Source organism: Chitinophaga sancti (genome assembly GCF_034087045.1).
GTDB classification, from domain to species: domain Bacteria; phylum Bacteroidota; class Bacteroidia; order Chitinophagales; family Chitinophagaceae; genus Chitinophaga; species Chitinophaga sancti_B.
The window spans coordinates 2,359,286-2,384,587 of sequence record NZ_CP139247.1 but is presented as its reverse complement, the minus strand read 5'-3'; the positions used below and the strand labels follow the sequence as shown (position 1 = coordinate 2,384,587).

General features: G+C 39.5%; 21 protein-coding genes. 3 read left to right on the top strand and 18 right to left on the bottom strand.

What is annotated here, in order from left to right; translation table 11 throughout:
- Positions 1 to 76: 76 nt before the first annotated feature.
- From SIO70_RS10085 to SIO70_RS10035, 11 genes are all read right to left on the bottom strand, one after another.
- Entirely contained in the window at positions 77 to 733 is a 657-nt protein-coding gene (locus tag SIO70_RS10085; RefSeq protein WP_320580745.1) for a hypothetical protein, read from the bottom strand.
- 59 nt (positions 734 to 792) lie between these two features.
- On the bottom strand, positions 793 to 1,503 hold the full coding sequence (locus SIO70_RS10080) for a hypothetical protein (protein WP_320580744.1): 711 nt from the start codon (positions 1,501 to 1,503) through the stop codon (positions 793 to 795).
- A 5-nt stretch (positions 1,504 to 1,508) separates the two neighbouring features.
- Positions 1,509 to 1,673, bottom strand: a complete 165-nt coding sequence (locus SIO70_RS10075) for a hypothetical protein (RefSeq protein ID WP_320580743.1) — start codon at positions 1,671 to 1,673, stop codon at positions 1,509 to 1,511.
- A 1-nt stretch (position 1,674) separates the two neighbouring features.
- Positions 1,675 to 1,965, bottom strand: coding sequence for a hypothetical protein (locus SIO70_RS10070; protein ID WP_320580742.1), 291 nt, complete (start codon positions 1,963 to 1,965; stop codon positions 1,675 to 1,677).
- A gap of 29 nt (positions 1,966 to 1,994) precedes the next feature.
- Positions 1,995 to 2,612 carry a hypothetical protein gene (locus SIO70_RS10065; protein WP_320580741.1) on the bottom strand — a complete coding sequence of 206 codons (618 nt, stop codon included), beginning with the start codon at positions 2,610 to 2,612 and terminating at the stop codon, positions 1,995 to 1,997.
- Positions 2,609 to 3,820: an RHS repeat-associated core domain-containing protein gene (locus SIO70_RS10060; protein WP_320580740.1), complete on the bottom strand. Its 1,212-nt coding sequence runs from the start codon at positions 3,818 to 3,820 to the stop codon at positions 2,609 to 2,611. Before SIO70_RS10060 ends, SIO70_RS10065 begins: the two co-directional genes overlap by 4 nt.
- An 86-nt stretch (positions 3,821 to 3,906) precedes the next feature.
- Positions 3,907 to 4,278: a hypothetical protein gene (locus SIO70_RS10055; RefSeq protein ID WP_320580739.1), complete on the bottom strand. Its 372-nt coding sequence runs from the start codon at positions 4,276 to 4,278 to the stop codon at positions 3,907 to 3,909.
- 439 nt (positions 4,279 to 4,717) lie between these two features.
- On the bottom strand, positions 4,718 to 5,053 hold the full coding sequence (locus tag SIO70_RS10050; protein WP_320580738.1) for an NTF2 fold immunity protein: 336 nt from the start codon (positions 5,051 to 5,053) through the stop codon (positions 4,718 to 4,720).
- Positions 5,054 to 5,360: 307 nt separating this feature from the next.
- Complete coding sequence (locus tag SIO70_RS10045) at positions 5,361 to 5,708, bottom strand: hypothetical protein (protein ID WP_320580737.1); 348 nt, start codon at positions 5,706 to 5,708, stop codon at positions 5,361 to 5,363.
- Between the two features lie 13 nt (positions 5,709 to 5,721).
- The gene (locus SIO70_RS10040; RefSeq protein WP_320580736.1) at positions 5,722 to 10,161 is read right to left on the bottom strand and encodes a DUF6443 domain-containing protein; all 4,440 of its coding nucleotides are present in this window, start codon (positions 10,159 to 10,161) and stop codon (positions 5,722 to 5,724) included.
- Between the two features lie 4 nt (positions 10,162 to 10,165).
- Complete coding sequence (locus SIO70_RS10035) at positions 10,166 to 15,262, bottom strand: DUF5977 domain-containing protein (RefSeq protein ID WP_320580735.1); 5,097 nt, start codon at positions 15,260 to 15,262, stop codon at positions 10,166 to 10,168.
- Between the two features lie 698 nt (positions 15,263 to 15,960).
- On the opposite strand from SIO70_RS10035, the gene SIO70_RS10030 reads away from it, so the two are divergent.
- Both SIO70_RS10030 and SIO70_RS10025 read left to right on the top strand, forming a co-directional pair.
- Positions 15,961 to 17,376 (top strand): hypothetical protein, encoded by a 1,416-nt coding sequence (locus SIO70_RS10030; protein WP_320580734.1) that lies wholly within the window; start codon positions 15,961 to 15,963, stop codon positions 17,374 to 17,376.
- Positions 17,377 to 17,745: 369 nt separating this feature from the next.
- Positions 17,746 to 18,048, top strand: coding sequence for an Imm53 family immunity protein (locus SIO70_RS10025; protein ID WP_320580733.1), 303 nt, complete (start codon positions 17,746 to 17,748; stop codon positions 18,046 to 18,048).
- Between the two features lie 699 nt (positions 18,049 to 18,747).
- Here SIO70_RS10025 and SIO70_RS10020 read toward each other — a convergent pair.
- The 4 genes from SIO70_RS10020 to SIO70_RS10005 all read right to left on the bottom strand — a co-directional run bounded on the left by SIO70_RS10020 (position 18,748) and on the right by SIO70_RS10005 (position 22,111).
- Positions 18,748 to 19,017, bottom strand: coding sequence for a hypothetical protein (locus tag SIO70_RS10020; RefSeq protein WP_320580732.1), 270 nt, complete (start codon positions 19,015 to 19,017; stop codon positions 18,748 to 18,750).
- A 347-nt stretch (positions 19,018 to 19,364) separates the two neighbouring features.
- Positions 19,365 to 19,982 carry a hypothetical protein gene (locus SIO70_RS10015; protein ID WP_320580731.1) on the bottom strand — a complete coding sequence of 206 codons (618 nt, stop codon included), beginning with the start codon at positions 19,980 to 19,982 and terminating at the stop codon, positions 19,365 to 19,367.
- Between the two features lie 343 nt (positions 19,983 to 20,325).
- Positions 20,326 to 21,354, bottom strand: a complete 1,029-nt coding sequence (locus SIO70_RS10010) for a hypothetical protein (RefSeq protein WP_320580730.1) — start codon at positions 21,352 to 21,354, stop codon at positions 20,326 to 20,328.
- A gap of 217 nt (positions 21,355 to 21,571) precedes the next feature.
- Positions 21,572 to 22,111, bottom strand: coding sequence for a hypothetical protein (locus tag SIO70_RS10005; RefSeq protein ID WP_320580729.1), 540 nt, complete (start codon positions 22,109 to 22,111; stop codon positions 21,572 to 21,574).
- Positions 22,112 to 22,334: 223 nt separating this feature from the next.
- Between SIO70_RS10005 and SIO70_RS10000 the strand changes: the two genes are divergently transcribed.
- Positions 22,335 to 23,681 (top strand): hypothetical protein, encoded by a 1,347-nt coding sequence (locus SIO70_RS10000; protein ID WP_320580728.1) that lies wholly within the window; start codon positions 22,335 to 22,337, stop codon positions 23,679 to 23,681.
- Between the two features lie 3 nt (positions 23,682 to 23,684).
- On the opposite strand, the gene SIO70_RS09995 is transcribed toward SIO70_RS10000, so the two are convergent.
- The 3 genes from SIO70_RS09995 to SIO70_RS09985 form a co-directional block, all read right to left on the bottom strand.
- Positions 23,685 to 24,053 (bottom strand): DoxX family protein, encoded by a 369-nt coding sequence (locus SIO70_RS09995; protein WP_320580727.1) that lies wholly within the window; start codon positions 24,051 to 24,053, stop codon positions 23,685 to 23,687.
- Positions 24,054 to 24,109: 56 nt separating this feature from the next.
- Positions 24,110 to 24,427, bottom strand: a complete 318-nt coding sequence (locus tag SIO70_RS09990; protein WP_320580726.1) for a hypothetical protein — start codon at positions 24,425 to 24,427, stop codon at positions 24,110 to 24,112.
- Between the two features lie 162 nt (positions 24,428 to 24,589).
- On the bottom strand, positions 24,590 to 25,219 hold the full coding sequence (locus SIO70_RS09985; protein WP_320580725.1) for a YiiX family permuted papain-like enzyme: 630 nt from the start codon (positions 25,217 to 25,219) through the stop codon (positions 24,590 to 24,592).
- Positions 25,220 to 25,302 lie beyond the last annotated feature (83 nt).

Here is a 25,302-nt window from a genome sequence, read left to right as displayed (position 1 = left end):
TCAGTTCCTCGCGTTCCGACTGGCTAAGGGTTACTTTATACCTTACCAGAACTTTTTGGAACAAAAGTTAGGGTTTTTATACGACGTTATTAATTTGGCTTGACACTAGTCTATTTTTTTCAACATATTTTCTTACCTCAGAAATACGAAATAACGCACCTGAATTTATATTAAATTCAATCATTTGGGGATTGGGAATCCCCTCTATATCGAGGTAACCAATATCTTCGGCACAAGATCTTTCACCTAACATACTGTCCATAATATTCCAGGCTGCCTCCAAATAGTCTTCTTTTCGCTCCATCTTATAATTTTCGAGAAACAATCTAAGGCTAATTTTAGAAGAGGGATCCTTCATTTTCAAAGGAGCGAAAAACAAATTTTCTGTATTAATAACTATCCCTTCATAATTCATTTCAAAATTTTCTAAAACTGGCGGTTTTAATGAAATAATATTCCATTTTTCAAATTCAGGTGCTGCCCGGACCAAACTATCGACAACATTAAAGAGAGATGGATCGCCTCCAGCCGAAATGATCAATTCCTGTTTTCCATATAAGTTTTTTGAAATTTCAAAATACAAATTAGCACAATATGCTTGTAGTTGAATCAACATTTGATTTATTAAATTTTCCTGCTGAGATTCATCCAGGCTTTCAATGACATAATATTCGAATTGCCTTCCTGAAAACCAATCCCAGAAAAATTTAGCACTTTTTGTATAATCGATCATAAATAATAATTGACTTTGCCATACTAACATTAGTATTTCAAATTTCAATCAAACAGCTTTCAACCATTTCTTTTCTCATTCAATAACTTAATCTCTTCAAAGGTATGAGAAAAATGACGTTTGTTTGAAAACCCAGCATAATCTAATCTCAACAAAGGCATCAAATCCCCATCAAGAACATTCGTACCAACGAATCGAATGCTCTTCAATGCCAACATCTTACTCACAAATTGAAAAGAAGGAATCGAACCACAATCATTTAAAGCCAATACTTTTAGATTTTTAAGATTTTTGATATAGTCATGATTAAGAATTTTCTTGCAGTTATCAAATTCCAAAAATGTGAGTGTATTAGAAGCATTATCTAGGCAACATAACTCCTCCAATTTAGTACAATAATGAAAAGACGCCTTTTCAAGAGCATTAAATTTTTCCAGTCCATTAAGATTAATAACAGAAGAATTAGAGATATGAATCTCCTTAATCCAAATAACAGAAGGAATTTCAGAGAAATCTTTGCTTTTAGAATTATAGTAATAAATAGCTAGTGACTCCAATTTTTCACAAAGCTCTAAATTTTTAATCTTACCACCTCCTGCCGTAATTAAATTTTCAAGCATTGGAAAATGAGAAAAATCTACTTTAGGGTTCTTTTGTGCAATAGATATATATTTTAATTCAGTTAGGAGCATCATTGCAGTGATATCCACTATCTCTTCAGCAATTGATATGTATTTAATTTCTTTCCATAACTCCGAATAATCCTTCAAAAAATTCAGACTTGTAAAATTAAACCCAAAAAACGGGTCAACTCTAATTCCATCATATTTTCTTTTAAAAAAAAATCCATACACTCCTTGATCCTCTCCGATTGAATGGTCAGAATTTCTCTACCATTTTCTGTGGAAATACGGAATCCCCCTTCAACTATTTTTAACATATTAATAATTTAATATTACAAAGCGAAGACTGCCCAGATCGTCATACACATAGTAGGTGCATAACCATCCATCATAGGCTTTACCAGGACTATCGGCCAATTGGACTTTTTTGAGAATGAGTTGGCCGTCTTTGTCCTTGTATTCTATCACCTGGTGCCCTGCTTTATCGATTGAAATGCTTTTATTGAGCTGCCCGGTACTGTAAATGCCGGCAGTATCAGGAAGAGTCGCGGAACTGGAACCATAAGTAGTAGTGGTGGAAATACTTATATTTTCAAAAATTAGCGCCATCTAATTTGGTTTTTCCACTAACGTCATTTCTATTTTTTAATATATGAAGATATATACCGCGACAACACATCTGTTACAAAGCTTTTTTCAGCTAATGTGAAATGTGCAAGATATTTTGAAGATTCCACTTTACCCTTCATAAATCTTGTTACAATAACATCCTCAAAATTAAATCCCTTTTGAGGTGCCGTTTGTATCTGTTCTAAATGCTTGTTTACTGTCAACTTCGTATCCTTTATAATGCCTATCGATTCCCATTCTCCTTTATACTGATATCCATATATTACAGGATGAGCGCAATCACTGATATCAAGTACAAATTTGAATATCTTTTGTATTTCTCCTGATGTTGTAATCTCGATAACAAGGAAATTGTCAAAAAGCTTTGGAAAACGGGATGTTAAATGACTTAGAAACGTGTGACGCAGTGATTCCTTATCAATACTATCAGTATTAAGATTGCCCGTACTATGGAGCGCGTCAATGTTATTTTGGTACCATTCTTTTTGTTCAGCCGGTACACTTTGCAATTGATGCTTCATATCAGCTAGAGTAGCTCTATTCCAACTAAGATATAAAGCATCAACGTCTAGTTGAGTTTCTTGTAATAACATTATTATACTTAAACAGATACTTAGAATTTTCATAATGACAGTTTATTACTTGGTTGTTTTTTAGGAAACAGAGTCGGCTTCAAATTTGTTTTAATAGAAGGAATAGCTCTTGGAACCACGCCATGCTCTTCTCTTAATTCAGATTCCTTACTCCTTACATTCAATTCCTCGTTTGGAAGATTGCTGCCTGGATGGTCCGGATCGCTGGAATACGTAGCTGTTCTATAGTCCATCTTACCTTCGAAAATATTTTCCGTATGTATGAGTTCATGCAACAGACCAATAAATGAAGGCCTACCTGATGTTCCATCTTCATTTTGGATCCTGCTACCCGGATCAGTTGGATTGTATTCTACTAAGGCATCCGTCCCCTTACCTGTTCCTGCTGATTCTTTTGATAATGCATCAAAACGATTATTCTGATCTGAGGGTGCAGCACTATTAGACTCAGGAAGTTCTACTTCAGTAATGGTTACAGTATGTTCAGAATTAATTAGACTAGAGATTACTTCTGCTGTTTTTGAAAACTCTTTTGCAGACGTTCTACCCGGGGTCTCTACCACTTTCCCATTATCTAGCAGTTTTAAGCTGGATCCTGTTGCCCTCAACAGATCTTTGAACACCTGTTGCTGGAATTCCCGGCTTCCACTGATAATTATATCGCTAGGTCCCATACCATCCGGGTCTATAAATCGAATTGGGTTGTCAAATACATAGTTATACGGCGAGTGCCTTCTCATTTTTTCCGACAAGGGGTCCAACACATGCCACCTACCAATCTGCTGATCATACATCCTAGCCCCATAATCATACCATTCCAAACCACTCGCATCTCCAAATTCCTTATTTTGCAACTCCTTCCCATTATACTTATATCTATTCATCAGTTTTTCCGGTAATGCACTTGAACTTATCCCCGCCATCGTCAACCCATACGGATAATAATGCGTCTCCTCCAATAACGGCCCTCTGTTATGCACTACCACCAAATTATCAAAATACACATTCTCCCCACTTTCATTACTTGTATAAATATAAACAAATCCTGTTTTCCCCGCCATGACCCATAATACAATGGATGGTCCTATTTTTTCACCACTTTCCGCATTCAGCCTGGCTACATATGCATTTGGATTGGTCGTCTTTGTTCCTGGGGTGAGAGTGGCGACACGCGTACTGGAAGAACAAAAGCTTTCGGATAATGAACAGGAACGCATCTTTATTACTCTCGTTGCTCTCATAAGAGATTTTAAAAATAAAAAAGCGTATGCTTCATAAAATAGCAAAGCCACTCAATTGAGTGGCTTTGTTGCTTACCATTTTATCACTATTTCTTAAATGATAAAAGATATTTCTTATCGCCATTGTAAAAGAACAATAGCCGTCCTTTTGTAAGGACAATTTTATCGCCCTGCTTTAATGATATAAGATGTGGGTTTGATTGGCTAACATTTCTAATTATCAAATAGTCATCCTTTATTTTTGAAAAAACAAAGTCCTGATTAAAAACCTTCGTGCTTTCATAATTATTCACAAACAAACCTGTTGTGTCATTTGCAAGCTCAATACTTAGTTTTTCTTTAGGATAGTTTATGGTTTTATCCCTTTGGTACAACTTGTACTCTTTTGCTAATTTACTTGTGTTACAACTGTAAAATACAGCCATAAAAAGCAATAATATATACGCAACCTTTTTCATAAGATTTAGTTTCTGTTCCAAACGTCTAATAGGATAATCAAAACACCTGCTGCATTTCTTGGGGGATAAATAGGGATAAACCCTGGGTCAACCATTGAGTTTACAACCGCACCTGTTATTTGATTAATGTTATTGATAAATCAATTGCCTTTTGATACCACCCAGAATTTTGTTAGGTTAAAATCCATAGCCTTATTTAAACTGGATACTGATCCAGAGCTTTTCTGATAATTTAATACTATTTGCTCCACGGCTCTTGGAAGTTTTACATCCTGAACGCCCGGAAATTATAATCGTATTTGCATCAATTGCTTTTCAGCTGCACTATACCATGTTAGTGGCAGCATAGCCCTCCTTGAGATCAACACAAAACGCCTTTCTGTTCTTCCCTATTGAGGATTTGATGGACTAAATCAGCGGCTTTTTATATAAGGAAAAATTATTTATAATGGGTAAGTTTTAAAACTTTATTATCTCTCTTTCTTATTTCAATATATACTGTTCCTCCAACTGCATTTTTTGGTAAGGTACCATTTACTATCCATAAAGAATCTCCAATTAATTGGGCTACCAGTGGTAACTCATATTCTATCATAGTTCCATATACTTGCAAAGCTGTATCTTTTGCAAATTTTAATACTTCCACTTTTTCTAAGTCTTCAGTTTTACTGGGTTTTTCTTTAAATAATTCATTTTTAGATTGATTTTCACAACTCAGATTTGATAAGAAAAAAGCAAATAATATAATTACGGAAGAAATAATTTTACTTTTCATGTCTAATTTTTAATCGCTGATGAACCAATTAAAACTGGTGCTATAATAAATCTTTTTACAAAATCCCATGCTGAAAACATCGGCTCATTTTTAGGAAGTGAGGTAGCGTCTATTTTAATAAGTCTGTCCGGATCATTAGAATCACTCGGTATTTCTATCTTCGTATTATGGCTATCAATAAATTGAACTCGCGTTGCCATAAAAACAAACCCATCTCCTCATCCCTGCGCCACGTCTATGCTTGCGCCAACTAGGGGAAGCCAATACACAAATCAACGCCTATGCTTAGACAATGTAGGGCTTTGTTTTATTGCATAATACTTCTTATGCTCTTATTCATTCGATATGTAACCCCTTTAAATTTCATTGAACTACCACTGCAAAATATTATATCCTCCTCTCCGTTATTGTAAATTAGCTTTATTCTGTGAGTTGGATAAAATTTTATAGGCTCTTTATTACAATCATTTAATTCTCTCAATATAAAAGTCAGACTATCGCTTTGAGTGACTTTTACTTCTTTAGAGATAGGATTTTCTGAAGTACTATCTATTCTAATAGTCACTTCCTTTACATTATTACTATTGATAACTTCAGTTTTATTAGAACACTTTTGCATAGTCAACAATAATAGTAAGACTAAGTACTTTTGCATACAAATTAATGATTTAATCGGCTTTTACTTTTGCTGCTGCCCCTTTTACACCTCCACCTGTTACGCCATCAAGAAATTTCTTTTCAACTTTAGTCCCAGCATCTTTAACGACGGTTGCATTAGGTAGTGTAGTTGTAAACTTATAAAGCTGATTGGGTGTTACTGCCCATTGCGAACCGATTTGCTCAGAAATATAATAGACACCGACACTTGGTGGAGCTGCTCCTATTATGCCCTCCGCAGCATAATTAGAACAGTTACATTTTAATCCATTATAAGATGGATTATTGTCTTTAAATGTTTTTAATTTATCTTCTACTTGCTTGTCCTGACCAATTCCATCTGTTTTTAATTGAACAACGCCATCTGGTGCTCTTCCCTCTGAACCAGTAATGTCGGTATTCTTAAGTGCATCAAGCGTAGTAACCTTTGTATTATATTGACCTACCACATCCTTATCAAAATTGCTTTTTCCAACTCCTCCTTCATTTCCTGGCCATAAATCATGGTATGTTACAGTACCGTCTTTAACTTGCCTTTCCTTCTCTACCGTTCTTGTTCTCGTTTTACCATTGGTATCTTTGTATTTTTCTTTGACTTTATACTTTTCAGTCTTATAATTATCAACTGCTATTCCTGCATGCCCTATTTCTCCATCGGCGGTACCCCAAATAATTAGATAGACATCCTCACCATTCGGGTCTATATATTTAATTGGATTATTTAAACAGTAATTATAAGGGCTCCAGCCAGTGTAGGCTTCCGACTTAGGGTCTTGCACATGCCACCTCCCAATCTGTGCATCGTACATCCTTGCCCCATAATCATACCACTCCAACCCGCTGCCATCGGAAAATTCCTTCTCCTGCTTCTCCTTCTCATTGTATTCATACTTATTATCTAAGCTGGAAGCTGCCTTGCTGGATATCCCCGCCATTGTTAGTCCATACGGATAATAATGCGTCTCCTCCAATAATGGCCCTCTGTTATGGACTACCACCAAATTATCAAAATACACATTCTCCCCACTTTCATTACTTGTATAAATATAAACAAATCCTGTTTTTTTAATAACGAACTTCTCTACCGTCAATGTTTGCAATTCATCAGGATTTCCCTGTACCTGTTTCACACCACTATTATCATCTACCATGTTGAACAGGTCGTCAAAAAGTACATAGGTGAGATACGCCCTGGGTTTAGTAGCAAGGTTCTCATCCGCATCCTTGCTGATCAACTCTTCGTACTCACTGGATGTATATGCTGACGAAATAGCAGAGTTTGTACCCGCAGCCGCATGTGTACCATCAGAGATAGTGGAAGAACTGAATGCCTGTACAAGTGCGGCTAGCATACTGCTTGTGGTAGTACTGGAGGTGCTGGCTGCCGTGCTCTTATAAAATGCTTTGGCCCCCAGCTGCAGGGTATCCCCCGCCATGACCCGTAATACAATGGAGGGTCCAATTTTTTCACCACTTTCCGCATTCAGCCTGGCTACATATGCATTTGGATTGGTAGTTTCATCCGTTGGATAGCCAGCAGGAAGAGCCGTACGGGTATTGTCTATGTTACTGAATAAAGCGTTTTCAGTCGCACTGCTGGCTGTCTCCATCGTAGCAGCGTATACGCTAGTATCTGCATTATCTCCCAATACCACCCGGACATTGCCCAGGTGATCTTTTTCAAAATAATCCCAATGATAAACGAGGGCTTTGCCGGAATCGTATTCCGGACGAATACGGCCTTCTTCGTCAATAATATATCGTAAGGTGTCCCGTTCATACACTAATCCTTCTATGTAATCAGTCACTGTAGTTTTGACAGGAGACAAGGTACTGTCCACCACGGTTTTTTTCAGTTTCCTGCCATCTGCTGTATATAAATAATTAACGGTACCCTTGCCGCTGACCAGAATTTTTTCGGGAAGATTCAGCAGGTTATAACTGATAGAAGTGATATGCTTATTCTGATCGGATATTAAATTCCCATTACCGTTGTATGTATAGTCATCGCCTGTGTTTGTACCATCATTAAAATCACCTAGTTTGGCGGTACTTGTATTACTCGCATCCGTCACTGTCAATAGCTTATTACTGTTTGCCTGGTAGGTATATGTCAGGTTATCCACATTGCTGTTGGTCGTACCTATTAACCCCTGTTGTTTCATTGAGCTAATGTTACCATTGGCATCATAAACGAGGTTGCTTACTGTAAAGTCAGCTTTGTCTGATGTCCATGCTGCTCCTGTTGTGTTTTGCTGGTTAAAGACAGCCTTTTTGAGGCGGTTGGCACCATCATAACCAAAACCATATGCCCTTGGTATGCCGTTGGACCTGGTTTTCCATTTGATGCCTGCAATATTGCCATTGTATTGACTGCTATCAAAGCCATCATCATAACTGATTGCTTCACCGAACCAGTTCTCTGTGCCGGTGGAATTGACAAATGCTTTGTTGATACCCGCTAACCAGCCTTTGATATTATAAGTATAGGTGAGGGTATCTAACTGCCCACTGGCAGTTACGCCTATTTTCTTTTGCTGCAATTGTCCAAGCTCATTATAGGTGTTCTCTGCGATCTTTTCCTCAAGGTTGGTGCTGTCATTCAGCCGCTTGACGAGTGAAACCAGGTGACCGGCTGCATCATAATCCAGTTTGGTCAATAAGGTTGTCTGAGGCGTAACAGTGCTGGAAGGGTTGGTATGCATAAGGTAGGTGCTTAACACCTTGCTATTGTAGTCATATAGAAGGCTGGTCACATCTTTTCCACCTGTATGGTTATCTGCAATTGTCTGGATAGTCAGGGCATCATCGTCGAAGTAGTTCGTGGTGGTGAGCCATTGGTCTGTACCTAATATGCGAACCTTTGTTCCTGTGGTGAGAGTGGCAACACGCGTACTGGATGAAGTAACGGCCTGACTATAAGGATTATCACCAGGTTGTAATTTTGATAAATAGCTGCTAACGAAGCTCAATACACCACTATAATTGTAATTATCATAGTATGTGTATGTCAATGGCGTAAGTGCAGATGAAGAGATAACCGGAACGGGATTGGATGCTACAACACTTGTAATGCCATCATTAACGATGGAGGCTTCTACTTCAGCATTATCAGCAGTAGTGAATCCTGGATCAAAGGTAATGGAGTTGGTTGCCTGGTATGCACTGTCTGCACTGTTATAAGTAGTCACTACCAGGTCCGCAGTCAATGAAGATAGATTGATGACCGAAGTGTCATCTAAATTGGTGGTGATACTACATTGTAATTTTTCTCTAGTCAAAGCCGTTGTATAGATGGCTGTTTCGTAAGGACGATTCAGTCCATCGTAGAATGTTGTATGCCATTCAGGAGTGGATTTTTGCCTTTGTATGGAATCTTGGGTGAAGACAAGTCTGTTTCGGCTATCATACGCCATATATACGGAACCAGCGCCGGGTATTTTCTTTGAGATCATACGACCACGGCCATCAAATTGATATTGATAGCAGAGCTCATCAGCTATGGTCTGAGAAATAGTCCAAGTTGACATAATATTTTGCACTGCGAGTGGAGGAATGACGAAACGTAGATTATTCTTGTCGTCATAAACATAATATGTGCATAACCAGCCAACATGTGCGTTGTCAGGAGCATCTGCCAACTGTATTTTTTTCAGAATAACATGATCTTCTTTGTCTTTATATTCAATAGTTTGGTGACCGGCTTCATCGATGATGCTACTTTTTATTAACTGACCGGCAGCATAAATATCTGAAGTAACAGGTATCACTGCTGACCCTGTACCATAAGTGGTATTGCCAGAGCAGGTGGTGCTACTAATTGCAATTTTCCAGATGCGGACAGAATCTGCAAGGGTATTATAATAGTATTGCATCTCTATGGGATGATTCCCTCCGGTTTTGGCCCAACTATCACCAGGCGCCCATGTTTTGAGTACTCGGCTTAAAGGCGAGGCTTCATACTCAGTTTGGCTATAGTAAACATGTTCATCTGCAATACCAGGGTTTAGACTCACATCCTGGTAGAAGGATGCCTGTGCTGCAAATGGATCTGATTTGATCTTTCCATTTTGTTCCTGTACAAATGGTAGATATTGATATTGTTGTCTGCCAAGTGAATCATATACAAAAGCAGTGACCATATCATTCCCATTCGGGCTGATCCTTCTTTCTACTGTTTGTAAAGGACGCCCTAATCCATCCAGGTATTGAGTAGTTAATTTTACATCGGCCGTAGATCTGCTGGAATCAAATACGAGATTCTCGTCTGAGGTAATCATAGCAGGTATCCAGGTTCGAATAGAACTGTAAGCAGTTTTCGTGTATGCCGCAGGCAGGGTAACAGGTGTTGCTGCTGTACGCTGGACAGTGACCGGCACCTGTGCACTGCCGGGAAGAATTAATCCCAGCAGGCAAAAGGAAGTGATATATATAAATAACAGTCTGTTCATAGGTTTAATTTTTCCAGATGAGGATCAGGATAGGTGCAGAATTACCGGTAAAAGTGATGGTAGAACCAGATGATACCGTTTTCTGTGTACCATTTACATCAGCAGTCATAGAAATACCAGAGCCAATCGGCGCAATAGAGATGGTAAAGGTTTTACCACTGGTGATGGCAGCATAGTATGGCCATTCTGTAATAGCGGTGGTCTTTACTTCTGCTGTACTGGTACTGGTATTTGTGGCTGTAATGCTAAGCGTACCCGGGTTTGTGCCACCTTTTTTTACCACGATGGCGAAATTCTTACCTGAAGGGAAACAATAACCATTGGTATTCGCATATGTTTGTCCATTGTTTGTAGCATCCACATTGGCCAGTGAATCCACATATTCCTGTGATACGGTAGAGGTATATTTACCGGCAGCCACTGTATAAGTCACATAAGATCCCGTGGAGTCATTGGTACAGCTGTTTTTCTGAACTGATTTACTGATGGCTGTATTACTATAAGTAATAGTACCGGATGATGAAAGGACAATATTTAATGTAGGTCCTAACAACCATGATTGACTACCGCCCGGACTAATAGCTTTTTCTGTACCATTCACGGTAGCATAAAGGTAATTCTGGGCAGTAATAGTAATGGTATAAGTGGCATCACTGGCTATTCTGTAGCACGTTGCCAGCTGAGCATCTGTTGGATCGGTAAACGACTGGTTGTAAACGCTTGCACCTGTGCTGGAATTGACAATGGACACATTAAAGGTGCCTAAATTGCTACTACCTGATTTCTTACTCAGGATCAGGTTACAAGTTAAACACTGGCCATTTGTATTAGCATTGCTTTGTGCATTTGCATTGGCATATCGCAGTGCTGCAGCATTTGCTGAATCTTTGCTAATGAGTGAAGAATCATGACGGGCGGCTACGGTGAGTGTGACATCTGTACCTACATATCCTGTGGAACAGGCGGTTGTTGCTGTGGCTGATTGTGCATCACTATAATAATAGCAAAGGCCATTCGTATTAGCATAAGTTTGGCCGCTATCAGACACCTGTTGTTTTGCCAGTGCATTTGCAGCGGCAAGGCTTACTGTAGATGAATAAGTTCCTGCTGCGACTGTATAGGTCACCGCTGTACCTTCTGCTGAGGAGGAAGTACATACTTTCGTATAGGTACCACTTTGTGCTTCATTGGTCCAGGTACAGCCATTGGCGTTGGCATACAGTTGCCCCAGTGAATCGAGACGTGCTCTGGCTTTGGTATTGGCATCATCCTGGCTTACGGAGGATGTGTCTGTACCTTCTGTTAAAGTGTACACTACTGCTGAACTAACCCCATTGTCCGCACATACTGCGGTGAAGGTATCTGTCATTTGATGACTCAGGTAATAACTACAATCACCCATTAGATTGGCATATGCCTGACCATTGGCAGCGATGTCTGCAAGCGCTTGACTATTAGCATCCGCTACACTGGTACGGGAACTGTATTTTCCGGCATCAACGGCATAGGTGACGGTCGTGTTGGCACCGCTCACCGCACAGGTTTTAGAGAATTTCTGACTCTGGTAATCGTTGTAATAGGTGGTACCCTCACATCTGTCTACATCACCTGCATAGTTGTAGCAGTACATCTTCAATATATTCTTATCCTTGTCCCTGATCAGTTTGAGGCGGTTTAAGCCATCGAACTCATAATAGATGGTATGATTACCTTCATCCGTCTTACTGCTCATACCTACAAGTGGCAGGAATGAATAATGACTCATCTGTGAAGCGGCAGGACGCAGACTGACTTCATCAAACCACACAGATCCACTGCTACTATTGTCCAGGCGAAGGGTTACATAGGCCACGCCGGAAGGAATGCTGTATTCTTTTTCAAGATATACCCACTTTCCAGTCTGGGAAGTAGATACATTATCTATATAAGTATAGCTGCCGGTTTCGGAGCTGGTTTTCATCAGTAGATTGATTGTAGCAGCTGGACCATTGCTATACACCCAGCCGGAATAGCGGAAGGAGGTCGCTGTGGAAAGAGAAATGGTATTCCAGGTGGGATTTACATAAGTGCCACTGCCACTGATCAAACCTGCATATCTACCTGTGTGGGAGATGGATGCATCGCGGGTAATACCCGTCCAGCTATCAGCATCTTCAAACCCATCGTACATCACTTGATTCACGGAGGCGCCTGCTGTCTGCGCTACTGGGTAAGTGCCGTCTGCCGACCATATATAAGCAGTAGTAATACCCTGATTATCTCTAATCTGACGTACATTACCATATTGACCATAGCTTTGGTAAGCGATGGTCATAGCCGGTAAACTATTATCATTACCTAATTGCCAGTTGCTGTCGATTTTTGGTGCGATCTGGCTATCGTTACTTTCCCAGGTATCACTAAACAGCGTGTGTTTGTAACTCAATAAGGTACCGTTGGTATAGTTCCCCTGCCAGTAAGATTGGCGAAGCATATTTTTTGTGACCATGTGGTCCAGCACACCAGCATTTACATCTGTACTGTTATGTTCTCCAGGATAGTGGATTTCTGTGACCAGGGTATCGTTTTTACTATTGAGTTTTGTGATTTTTTGAGGGTAGTTTTTATCATTATAGGTGTAGTTGACCGTATTAGTGAATACAGTACCATTATCATCGTAGTTATTATCTGTAACAACAGCCAGATGTCGCCCACCGCTTTTTACCATGTAGATAAATGAACTGTAGTCGGTATAAGCGTCTACACAATGCTCAGTGGTGGCATATTCTGTGGTAGGGAACACCATGAGGGCAGAGTCCTGAGTAAAGTTGAATAGCTCCCAGGTATTGACTGTTTCTTTTATAAGTGAAAAGGAGCTGTCAGTGCTGTTGAATTTATAATACGAAGTCTTTATTGGCAATTCATCTGAAAGCCCGTTATCAATTCTTTCCTTTCCTCCAAGGGCAGATTGGTTACCAATGGTCACAAAGTCATTGGGGATATTGTACGTAAACATTGTTTTACCATTGGGACGGGTATTGCTGTATTCATACTTTGTAACATAAGGGTATAATACATTCGCTCCCTGGAAAGTGACAGTAGGATAGGTAGATTGGGCGATATAAGTATATTTGTTACCATCTTCCGTTTTACAACCAGTAGAAGATACTGCGACATTTCTCCTGGTACTGGTAGTGTAAAAGATATTAGTCATCATATCATCCGCTGAAGTAGGCATATAACCTATACCAGATTCATTTTCCCCATACTTATACACATCTTTCTTCTGCAGGGTATTGTCAAGATTATAACTACTGATTGTTTCTACACGGATGCCACCACCATATTTGTATTTTGTACTATTGTCCGGAACGGCGATGGAAATGCTTGCAGTTACGGTAGTAGTAGGCAGATCATTGATCCCCACGTATAACTGGTATGTATGACTGGTATCGCAGGTGTAAGTGGCCGTGAGCGTATGAGCTGTCCCGTTTGTACCTGCATTGAGATAGGCATCAGAATTCCAGCTGGCGACTATTTTAGCAGTGGTAAGGTCTCTCAGCTGTACCTCCTGTGCATAACTCAGCGTTGGATTGGCAGAAGATGCTGAAAAATCTATCGAGATATCCAGTTCATAATAATACTGGTTATTGTTAGGAGGTCTGACCTGGAATGTCGTTGTGGCACTATCCCAGCCATAAGTGACGCCTACCTTTGCAGGACCGGCCAGTGTAATGGAAGCTATTGTAGAGTCTTTATTATCAGGCGTTCTCTCATATTTATTAATGGCATAATCGTAAGTGGTATACCCTCCGGTTGGATAGGTTACCTTATTCAGGATGCCTGCCATAATATATGTTTCAGAAGCAGACCTGTCTGCAGTGCCTAACTTCCCAAACTTTTGAATTTCTGTCTGAGACGGGAGTTGTTTGGGCATGAGGGTGTATTGTGTTACACCATTGTAGAATCCCCACCAATCCTGTGAGCAGGATAATGTATTGGGTAAGGTTGTACTGTTGTAATCGAAGGTATACTTTTCCGGTTGTTCTCCATTCAGGTCCTCGTTGGAAAATGAAAGGAGTTTGAGCCGGTAATCTGTAAAGCTGGGATATGAATTACCCGTGTAAAAGTAACTATAGTTAAATGAAACCTTTTTAACACGGTTGTAAGTGCCATTATCATTGCTATATACGACAATGCTATCCAGCGCATTGCCTGCATAGTCGGTCCTGACAGTATTGGCATAGAACTTCACTTTACCCTGCCGAAAAATGATTTCACTGATCTTAGGTACATTATTATAAGAGTAAGAGATGGTTTTGACCACTTCATCAGCTACATAGGAGGCCGCATCATCTGTACCTGATACGTTCTTGCGGTATACCTTATTAAAAGTTAGTACGTTGTCGGCGGCTTTATCCCCGTTACCTGTGACGGTTTCATAGTTAAATAGTACACTGTCTGCACCGTCATTGGATATGATTTTAGTCAGGTTCCAACCGATGACGTGTGTTTGAAGCCCTGAATTATCAGTAGTCGTGTTGAATTTTTGTGTAAAGAAATAGCGGCTGCCATCATCATCTGTGACTATATAGTTATTATCACTGGTATGGGCAATTCTGACAGGTTGATAGGGAGCAGTGACAAAATTCTTCTGGTCCCTGGAATATAGAAACCGCCCTGATTTACCAGTGAAATTATAATTGAAAAAATCTGGTTGCAGGTCAGGCCTGCTTTCGTAGTAGTTTTTTCGTCCATCATAAGTCACCACACTACCAAAGCTGTTAATAGGTGTACTTTGATTAAACCAGCCATAAGTTTCTGTCTCATCCTCATCTCCCCTGATCTGGCGAGCGATAGAGCCGCCTGCCATAAGTGACCATCCAAGGCCTACCCAGGTGGCTTTCTGGGTAACCTTTATTCCAGAGGCGTGATAACTGAGGGTGATAGGTACCTTTATTTTGCCGGTATTGATTTCGTAAATCGGGTAAGAGATTTGCGGGATGCCCGTCATCATACTTACAGGGGTACTGTTGTATTGAAAGAGGGCTGCTGCTTCTGCAGGTAAGGGTACTATGGATGGGGACTGGCCTTTTGTCGCATTTAGGTATATTAGCAACATCCACAGAATAAAACATGTTTTAATACGGGTATACATCATTAAATAAATAGCGGCTAGGGAATTAAACCAGGTTTACGTACGATGCTACAATGCCAGGAGAGGTTAAATGGAATAGGAAATCTTAAAGATAACCAGGGAAGTTAACTAATGATTTAATAAAAATATGGATAGGCTAATTTTATAGATAAACAAGGGGAATTTGCAGGGTGAAAGATGAATATTACCGAGACTATTCATTAAGTGTACGGTTCTTAGAATTTACTTCTTTAAAATTTCATTAGCTTGAAACAGTTTTATCATTTATTTATGGCTACTTCAGTAAGACAAACAGTTTTAATTTTCTTGTATATCATAGGAATAATCATGGTTTATCCCATATTATTATATTTTTTACAAGACTATAAAGGTATTTATAACTACTTCCCATTATTACCACTTCATTCATATATCCAGGTTTTTCTCAGTGGCCCTGTCTTAATTGTGATAGGATCGATCATCCTTTTGGGATATAAGCAGAGAATATTGGGATTGGGATTTTCTATAACGGGCATATTCTGGATAGGAGCAATTATTCATGAATTAATAACGAAGAATTGAATGTTTAATAAGCGCTACATCATACTAAGAATTTGTTATTCCTCTTTTTCGATTATAACAATACTTTTACCAGGCGAGTTTGTAAACCTTTTACTTATACCATGAATATATTTCTACTTGCCGCATTTACTGGGTTGTCCAATTCAATCCAATTTGTTCCTGCCGATTCTACAATTAAAATGGATAGCGTCATCTCCCTGCCTGACAGGTACCTGTCACAGGTAAAGCGTAAATCAGATAAAGTGCAGGCGCAAGTTGATAAACGTACGGTGCAGGCATTGAACCGTTTTGCCCGACAGGAAAAGAAAATGCAGGCGAAGTTGATGAAAGTGGATTCTACAGCAGCGAAACGAATATTTACTAAATCGATTGATAGCCTGAATAATCTGAAAGAGGGCATGGGCAGAAAGGTAACCGGGATCAATTCCAATGCCGGCGGCGCCTATTTGGATACTTTGCAAAACTCTATGAAATTCCTGCAGGAGTCTAAAAGCATCATAGGTTCCGAAAGCAGTAAACTGGCAAATGCAACAAAAAGCGTAGATGATCTCCAGAATAGCCTGCAACAGGCAGAGCAGGTCAAAGCATACCTGCGGGAACAAAGGCAGCAATTAAAGGAGCAATTATCGAATTATAATGGTTTTGGAAAGGAACTGACGAACCTGAATAAAGAAGCGTACTATTACGGCCAGCAACTCAATGAATATAAAACGACACTCTCTGACAGAAAGAAGGCAGAGGAAAAGGCGGTCAAACTGTTAAAAACCTTACCTGCATATAACAATTTCATTTCTCAACATTCCCAATATGCCAGTTTGTTCAACCTGGTTGGTGCCAGCAGTACCAGCACGGCTAGTCTGGCAGGGTTGCAAACCCGTAGCCAGGTTGAGTCTATTATTTCCCAGCGATTGGGGAATGATCCCGGTGCACAGCAGGCAGTGAGTCAACAGTTGGCACAAGCAAAGTCACAGCTGAATGAGTTGAAGGATAAATATTCCAATTTAGATAATGTAGGGGATATGCCAGATTTTAAACCGAATCCGATGAAGACAAAACGCTTTTTGCAACGGTTGGAGTTTGGTGGAAACCTGCAATTTCAAAAAAACACGTCTTATTACCCTACTACAACAGATATTGCCGGACAGGTGGGATATAAGTTTCATAAGAACGGTTCCGCTGGTGTTGGAATCTCTTATAAGTTAGGAATGGGAAGTGGTTGGAATCATATTGCTTTTACCCACCAGGGTATTGGATTGAGATCTTACGCAGATTGGAAACTGAAGGGAACATTTTTTGTAAATGGGGGATTTGAGGAGAATTATGTGTCTTCTTTTACGAATGTATCTCAGTTGGGAAATATAAGTAGCTGGCAAGGGAGTGCATTGTTGGGGATTTCAAAAAAATATAAAATAAATGCGAAGCTAAAGGGGAATTTGATGGTCTTATATGATTTTTTGGCAAACAGGAATTTTCCTGCGACGAGTAGTATTAAGGTGAGAATAGGATATACGATGTGATAATTAAGGAGTAAGCATCTAACGAGGGGAGTAGCTGCCATGAAATAGCACATAATTATCTTGCTTTCAAAAATTTGCTGATATATTTGATGCTATTCCTGTCTCCGTAGTTTGTAAAGACACTGGTATCAATTACTCTACCTTACATCGAAAGGTACATAGCACTAATCAGGTTAATCTTAGTAACTTTGAGATACTGGCAGTGCAACTTGATGTAGATATGATTGATCTAATAAAGTTGGCTATCAAATCAATGAATAAATAATAAACCAATCTTAAAAAGCAATAGGCAAACCGCATTGATTTGCCTATTATATAATGTGACTTGGTTAAACAGCTTGGTCAATGCCAAAAATTAAATGAAGCGATATGAGTACAATACTTACATGGATATCAGGTTGGGTGCGCTCTCAATGCAATGGCGACTGGGAGCATATGTATGGAATTAATATCGGTATATCCGACAATCCTGGCTGGCACGTTACTATTGACCTGGCTGAGACTAATTTGGAAAATATAGAAATGGTAATTCAGGAAGACAAAACAGAGTATGATTGGTATTTTGTGAAGGTTAAAAACAAAGAGTATTTTGCTGCAGGAGATCTAACCAAACTAGAATTGTTGCTGGAAAAATTTAAAGAATTAGTAGAAATGCATCCTGCTAACAGTTGATAGCTACCAACTTAAGAAAAAGAAGGCACCTCATCTCCTTATTTAAGGAATAAACGGATATCAAACAGATTGCTGTTAAAGCCAAGATAGAAAGCCGCATGAATGATTTTGATCATGCAAATAATATAACTGATGAATTGTACCAATCAGTTGCGAAAAATTATCCTCATTTTTTTTATTAGAGACAGTCAGGCCAATCATTGATGGCTTGCTTTTCATCTTTGCCAAAAGTATCAACTAAAGAAATTTTTTCCCTTTGGCATATTAGGAGCTGTTTCAAAGGTCCAGTTCTTCTTAATGCCACACGATAGACCGGAAACGATTATTCAAGAGCTAAATTTTAAACAAACGTCATCCTTAGCTAATAGTTTGTTTTAAAACCTACCCAAAACCCAACCTTCAATTTTCGGCAACTCCATAAACTAACTATTTTGCAAAGACACCTGTATATTTTAGGCTGTACGTTTGGGAAAATAAGGCTGGTGTCTAATACGGGGATATTGGAGCGCAATAGCAGGTACTGCAATATATTTGTCTTTATTTTGAAGATATCACCCTTTGATTTTTCAATGATGTAGTAAACTTTTAAACGAACGATATCGTTATAGTGCTGAGTATTTCCGCTTAGTATTATGAAAAAGGGAATTCTTATGAAGAAGAGGAGCTATTTCATTATTTTAACTGTTAAATAAGCACAAATTAAAACTGAGGGCGAGGTCCCCAACCAACAATAGCAATTAAAATCATAGGTAGTACAAAGAACACCAGGCTCATGACAGCCCAAAATTGGCGTGTCCCTTTAGGTAATTCATTAAAGCTTTTCATAAGAAGGCTAATCCTTTCCTCAGAAAAGTACTTATAGATGGTTAATACCCAAACAAAAAGAATCGGAAGGACTACAAATTTGCTTGGAATATATTTAGCTGCATCCCATATTAATGCTCTTTGCAGGATTATAAGTATCAACATAAGCGTACAAAATTGACTTAATGTAAGTACCATAGCAGCACTAAATCGTGGGCTTTGATTTTTAAATTTTGAGTAATACTTGTACGTACTTATAAAAATTCGACTATACATCATTCCCTTTTTTGTTACTGATCTTTTTCATCAATCATTTTTTGAATATTATCTGATATACTTCGGTCTGTAACAGCTGTGGAAATCAGGGCACAGGGAACACTTGCTTAATATTTAAAAAGCAGGAATAGTTGACTGATTCTATTAATCATTTGCATTCATTACAGGTTAAATCGTTATTAATACGCATATTTTTCTTCCAGGCATCACTTCAATCCTTTTGCACATTAAACTTATCAATTATCATATCTCTCGTAAGACGAAAGATACATGGATAGAACCTTAGGAATAAGGTTACCACCTGGTAATGCAAAAACACCAAAATACTTCGATAAGAGCACATTATCCCCCTTAAATTGAGTAACAATAATCCTTTCCATATTAAGGCCCTTAGTATCAACAAGTATTTCATTTAACCCCCTTATTTCTAATTTAATTCCTTTTCTTATACCTACAGATTCCCAACCACCAGCAACCCTCCAAAATCCATAAACATTCACTGTATTATTCCCATTTATTTCTACGATAAACTTAAATGTTCGTAGCAATTCTCCTAATTTCGTTAATTCAATAACATAATAATCATTAAAAAAACCAGGATAGAATAATGATACATGCTTCAAAAATGTGAAACGATCTGAAATTTCATCAATACTATCGACTGATAACATTTCCAAATAGGTTGAATAATTTATTGAATCCCGATAATATAATTTAGGATCATTAAGTTCAGATTTTAATTGGGCAGCCATATCAGACAACGTTCTTTTGTTCCATTTAATGTTTATCTCATCTAAGGAGGATGATTGTCCATAAAGCGTGGTGCTAATTAATAAGGCGAATATCCATCTCATAAGGATTGCAGTTTAGGCATTTTTTTCATTTCCTCCTATCTCACTTGTCTCCGTAATGGTAGTTGAATGTTCAGAACCAATAAGATACCAAATTTGAAGATTCCGATTTGATATAATGTGTTTCATATCCAATAGTCATACTTATATGACCATTGATATCCATTGAGAGATTGGCTCCTGTTGCTTTCCGTAAATCATTAAGCACTCTTTGCTGAAACGCTTGGATACCTTGAACCACAATATCATTAGGACTCATGCCATCAGGATTTTTCATCTTTACGTGAAATCCAAGAAAAAAAAGAGGGAGCAGCGCAAACTGATATCAGGAAAGTAGCAAGAGGCACTAATAATATTCAATAACCCGTTCAGTATCGTTTTCCTGAAATTTTGTTTTGTAACCCTGCGTAAGGCGGTAGTCGCTTTTTGTGCGGGTGATCCAATTACCTGCGTGATCATAGGTATAAGAAAAGGTGGTTTCAAAGTACTTCTGACCTAATACATTATCCTGGCTGTGATAAACGGGATTGCCCTGTTCATCATATTGCCAGCATTGTTTGGAGCCTCCCTTCGTGCAACTGATTAATAATCCCCGGTTGTCATATTCAAATGATAGATCAGTTGAAAAGGCATGGTTAGGAGGATAACGATTGTATGTTATTTTTTCAAGTGCCTGGTTGTTATCATAGCAGAACACAGCTTCATACAGTAATTGCGTTTTGTTTTTCTGACTAAAAGCCTGGTAGCTTGTAATCTGATAAGCTTCATTATAAGCAATGGTTGTTTTTGTTTGTTCGTTCTTGTTGTTCCGGTTGTGTATTTTCTGAGGTGGCCGGCCGTTACGTATACCATACCGGCTTGTGGATGGCCCCTGTCGCGCCCACTGTTCTGTCTCATTAGTAGCCATAAACCGGGTAATGCCTCCTATATACTCCAACGTATTACTTAAAAATACCTCCTGGGTTTTACTTACAATACCATTAAAAGAGTTTATTCTTTTAATAGTGTGCGGTTGCTTAAGACTTTCGACAAAAAACTGCTCCTCTTTTGACATATTTTTATCACTGCCTTCCTGAATGCTCCGTTGCAGCAATTCTTTATTGCTGTTAAAAGTATAAATAGTATCAGTGGTTTCGTACGGACCAGAACGCACTACCTGATCAAAATAATATCTTGTATTATGCTCATTCAATGAACGGATGTTGCCTTGCAGATCGTTAAAGAACAGGTAGTCCGCCCATACCATGTTATCGTATAAATGGATATGTTTGGCGAGGTGATTGGCAATAACATATTCGTTGGTCAGGAATTTTTTTGTGTAGTAAAGCTTGTCATGGATGTTGATGCCGTGAATGTCGCAAATAGGATAGTTCATGTGATTAAGCTATGTGACTAAGATAACCATTTCTTTAATCTGGAACTAAACAGCTCCACGGTAACCGGTTATTTTAATGCCTATAGAAAAGTAGTGTTCCGGGCCAGGAAGACCAATTACATTACAAGAGCCCACAAAGAAACGTTCTTTGAGAAAACAAAGATCAAAAAGGGTAAAAGCAGAAAGGGTGACCACTTTCTAATTTCCAATACCCCATTTATTCTACCCTTATTTCCCTGACCGTTCCATTCCCGGGCAGATCTACCGCCACCACCACGACCTGGCCACCAGCCGGTAAAGCCGCAGCCTTATAATACCAATCCACGCCATTCCTGCCTAAAACCGCCTTCCCTCTTTCCAGCATTACACCCGCCGCAGCATATACCCGTACTTCCACCTCCGCTACCCTGAATTCATCCTTTGCCGTTACCACTACGGTCTCGTCTTCGAACTGAATATTCTGAATCTCAGGAGACCTGTAAGCATCCTTCACGGCCATATTATAGGCATTCTGGCCAGGTCCGGCCAGTGATTTATAATATGCCTTTATAGCAGGATCCTGTATGATCACCTTTGCATAAGCTGCCGCAACGCGCATCTTATACCTCGCTTCCAGCTGCTTTTTAGTCGGCTTGTTCTTTGACGGACCACGCTTCTTCGCTATAATAATCTGCCCGTTCCGTCTATAAATTGTGAATTGATTGCCGAGAGTACCCTCCACGGACTGAAGTAGTAAGTTGTCTTTGACAATAGCCATAACAAACAATTTTGGGGTTGTAAAATCAATTTAAAACAATTCTTTGAAATAATAGTGCGACAATAACGCCAAATGAGTACTAATACATCACTTAATGGGCACCTCAATATCGAATCGATATAGAGATATCCTTTTCATGTACTTATGGTAATAGGATGATATTATAGCTTAGCTATTGATCTTACCCCTCTGAAAAATTGTTCTCTTTGATTATTTTTAGCAAATGAATATCATCCCTCAGCTGAAAGAACTGGCCGAAAGATATGACGTCGAAGAAATGGATGCCCTGGTAGAAAGCCTTTCACCGACCCAACTGGAAGAATATAAGGAAGAAATTATTGGTGCCTATGATATGGTTTACTCCTATGGTGTGTATGACCTGGACTGCGGTAAAGTAAGCAACCCGGAAGACTTTATCTTTTACCTGCTTGGTATTATCGACTCCATTCAGCATTTCTTTCCCGATCAGCTATACTCACAGGAACGAGGCTATTGTTACCAAAACCTGGCAGATCGTGCAGAAGCATTTGAAGATAAGTTACGATACATCCAGGAAGCTATCCGCATATACAACATCGCCCCGCAAACCACCGACATACAAATGTCGATGGTGAGGGCGCTGACGGATAAAATGGAAATCACAAAGCAATTCACGACTGAAGCCTTCACCGAATTACTATATTTTTTCAGACCTGTGCTCAGGGATATCACTGCTATCAGCGCGTTGGTTCATCTATGCTTCAGGGTACGCAGTCTCCCTTTTGAGCAGAATCATTACTGGCACCAGCGGCTGTTACGTGAGTTCGAAAGCGCTATGCATGAACTGGCAGAAAAACAACCGCTCGTTTACCTCGACTGGGCTGAAACCTACCATTACATCCTCTTTCACGACTCGCCGGAAATTGATGCAGCATACAAGGCTATAATGGTCGCGCAAACCGCCTTGCTGTTACAGCCACTTGAAGGCCATTATACAGAAGATCCTGAACTGCTGAACCGTTTGGGCAAAGGATTTGCCGATACTGCCAAAAGATTGAAAGAGAACGATTTGCAACTGGCCTATTACTGGATTTCGGTAGAGTTTTTCACCAAAGGTCATGTACAACAGCCTGCTGCCTGGACCTTTCCCGTATATGCCACTAACGCATTGCTTGCCATCGCACGGATCTATCATGAGCAGGGGGCTTACGAAAAACTGATCAATACCTTTGAACACGGGCTGCAGCTTTTTTCACAGGTATATCAGCATGAAGAGGATTTTCAGCTGAATCTTTACTGGGGCGATTTCCTGCTTGCCTATACCGGAATGGCCTACGATTACAAGTCTCCCTCCATCAACCACCAGGCAGAAGAAAAGCTGCAACTGGCGGCCGTACTGGGCAGAAATTACTATTCACATCCTTACATTTCCATGGCAAGGCTTGCCATTAAATCAGGTAATAAAGAAAAATGTGTGCAACTATTGCTACAATGCAGAGATGCGATACGTTCTACCGGGTATGATGCTTACGACCTGGGCGAAGTATTGCGCGACAAGGATTTCAGGGAGGTATGGGATCAGCTCTCCTGACCCTTACAGCTTTCTACCTGCAGGTCTGAAATACCAGGATACCACGGTTAGTATTGCAAATACCAGTGGTGCAATGAAATGTGCAAATTGATCTCCTGCAGCAATGTGAGAAATGACGGCGCCTGTCATGGCAAAGAAAAATCCTGCATACGCCCATTCTTTTACCAGCGGAAACCGGGGTGTGAGGATCGCGATGACACCCAATATTTTCCACACCCCAAGGATAGTCATGAAATAAAGCGGGTATCCCAAATGGATGATTCCATCCACATTGTCCTTTTGCCTGAAAATCTGCGCTATTCCCCCTACTAACATGAATAAGGAAAGGACGATAGTCGCTGTCCAATAGATGATATTGTTTCGCTTTGTCATTATGTAGCTATTTGGCTACAAATATATGAGTAGCTATTTAACTACACAAATTTTCTCTAATAAATTTTCAGATCGTCTTTGTACGCTTTTTTGTAGAGTGTCATGATTTTATCAAGGATAGCCGCACGTTCATCTGAGTGAATATCAGTATTATCATCCCATTGAACAATTGTTTCAGGGTTAATAACTGCAAACCTGGCAGCGATCTCACACAGCAGGGCACGGTCATTTTCCTGGTAAAACAGGGTTTCTCCACGGTAGAGGATCAGTAACCCATATTTATTACCGTCTTCTTCGTACCGGTAGGCCCGTTGATCGGTTTTTAATTCATTTATAATGGCTATTGTCGCTTTTGAGTATTTCCTTTTGCTCATTATCAGGTTGTCTTATAAATGTACCAGCCATCTCCTATTTCTTTCAACATGATCAATCAGCCGGGATTCATTTCAGGTAAATCTTTTTTGTGTGCGACGTAAAGATAACCAACTGTTTTGTCAACCTTTCCACCAATTGAAAAGTTGATCCTTTCGTAGGTATTACTTGTCAATAATCGCTGTTAACAGTTCACTCTCAAATATTGCTTTTGGGGAAATCACCACTTCATCTTTCGGAATATTATTCCCATATCGTTCTTTCATCTTAGCTTTCACCACATCACTCGTCAGATCAAATTCACTTAATGTCTCCAATTTTCCAATCTCAATACCTGTAGCCCGTTGATAAACTTTCCAGATAAGTTCTGAACAATACATCCGGTCATCACTCCATTCAAAAGTAAGATCATAATTCTTCCCGGTAAACGTCTTTCCTACCTGCTGCATTTTCTTCAACGCTTCTGGCGTCAACACTTTATCCGCATTCTTCAGTCGTTTAATCACATAATGGCCACCCTTCCCTCTCGCAATCCATTGATCCAGCGGTGTCCGCTTTACCGGCTGCACAGCTTCAAACACATAAAACTTATCTCCTTCTTTATACACGATTCCACAATGAGAGTACCTGGATTTTGTGGCCAACTGGATCGCCTTGCTTTGTGCAGACTGAGAGGTTTGGAAAATCAGATCTCCACTGTGCATGACAGGGGGAGTTACAGGTCTTTTTCTGGCGTTCACACCAATGAACAGGGTCAAACCTAAAAGGGCAATAATGAGTATTCCTTTCTTCATATGTATTGTAAACAAAAGGTAATAGATTTTAGACAACCAGTTTATGCATAATATTCTTCTTTTTGCCCCTTTCCTTTCTTATA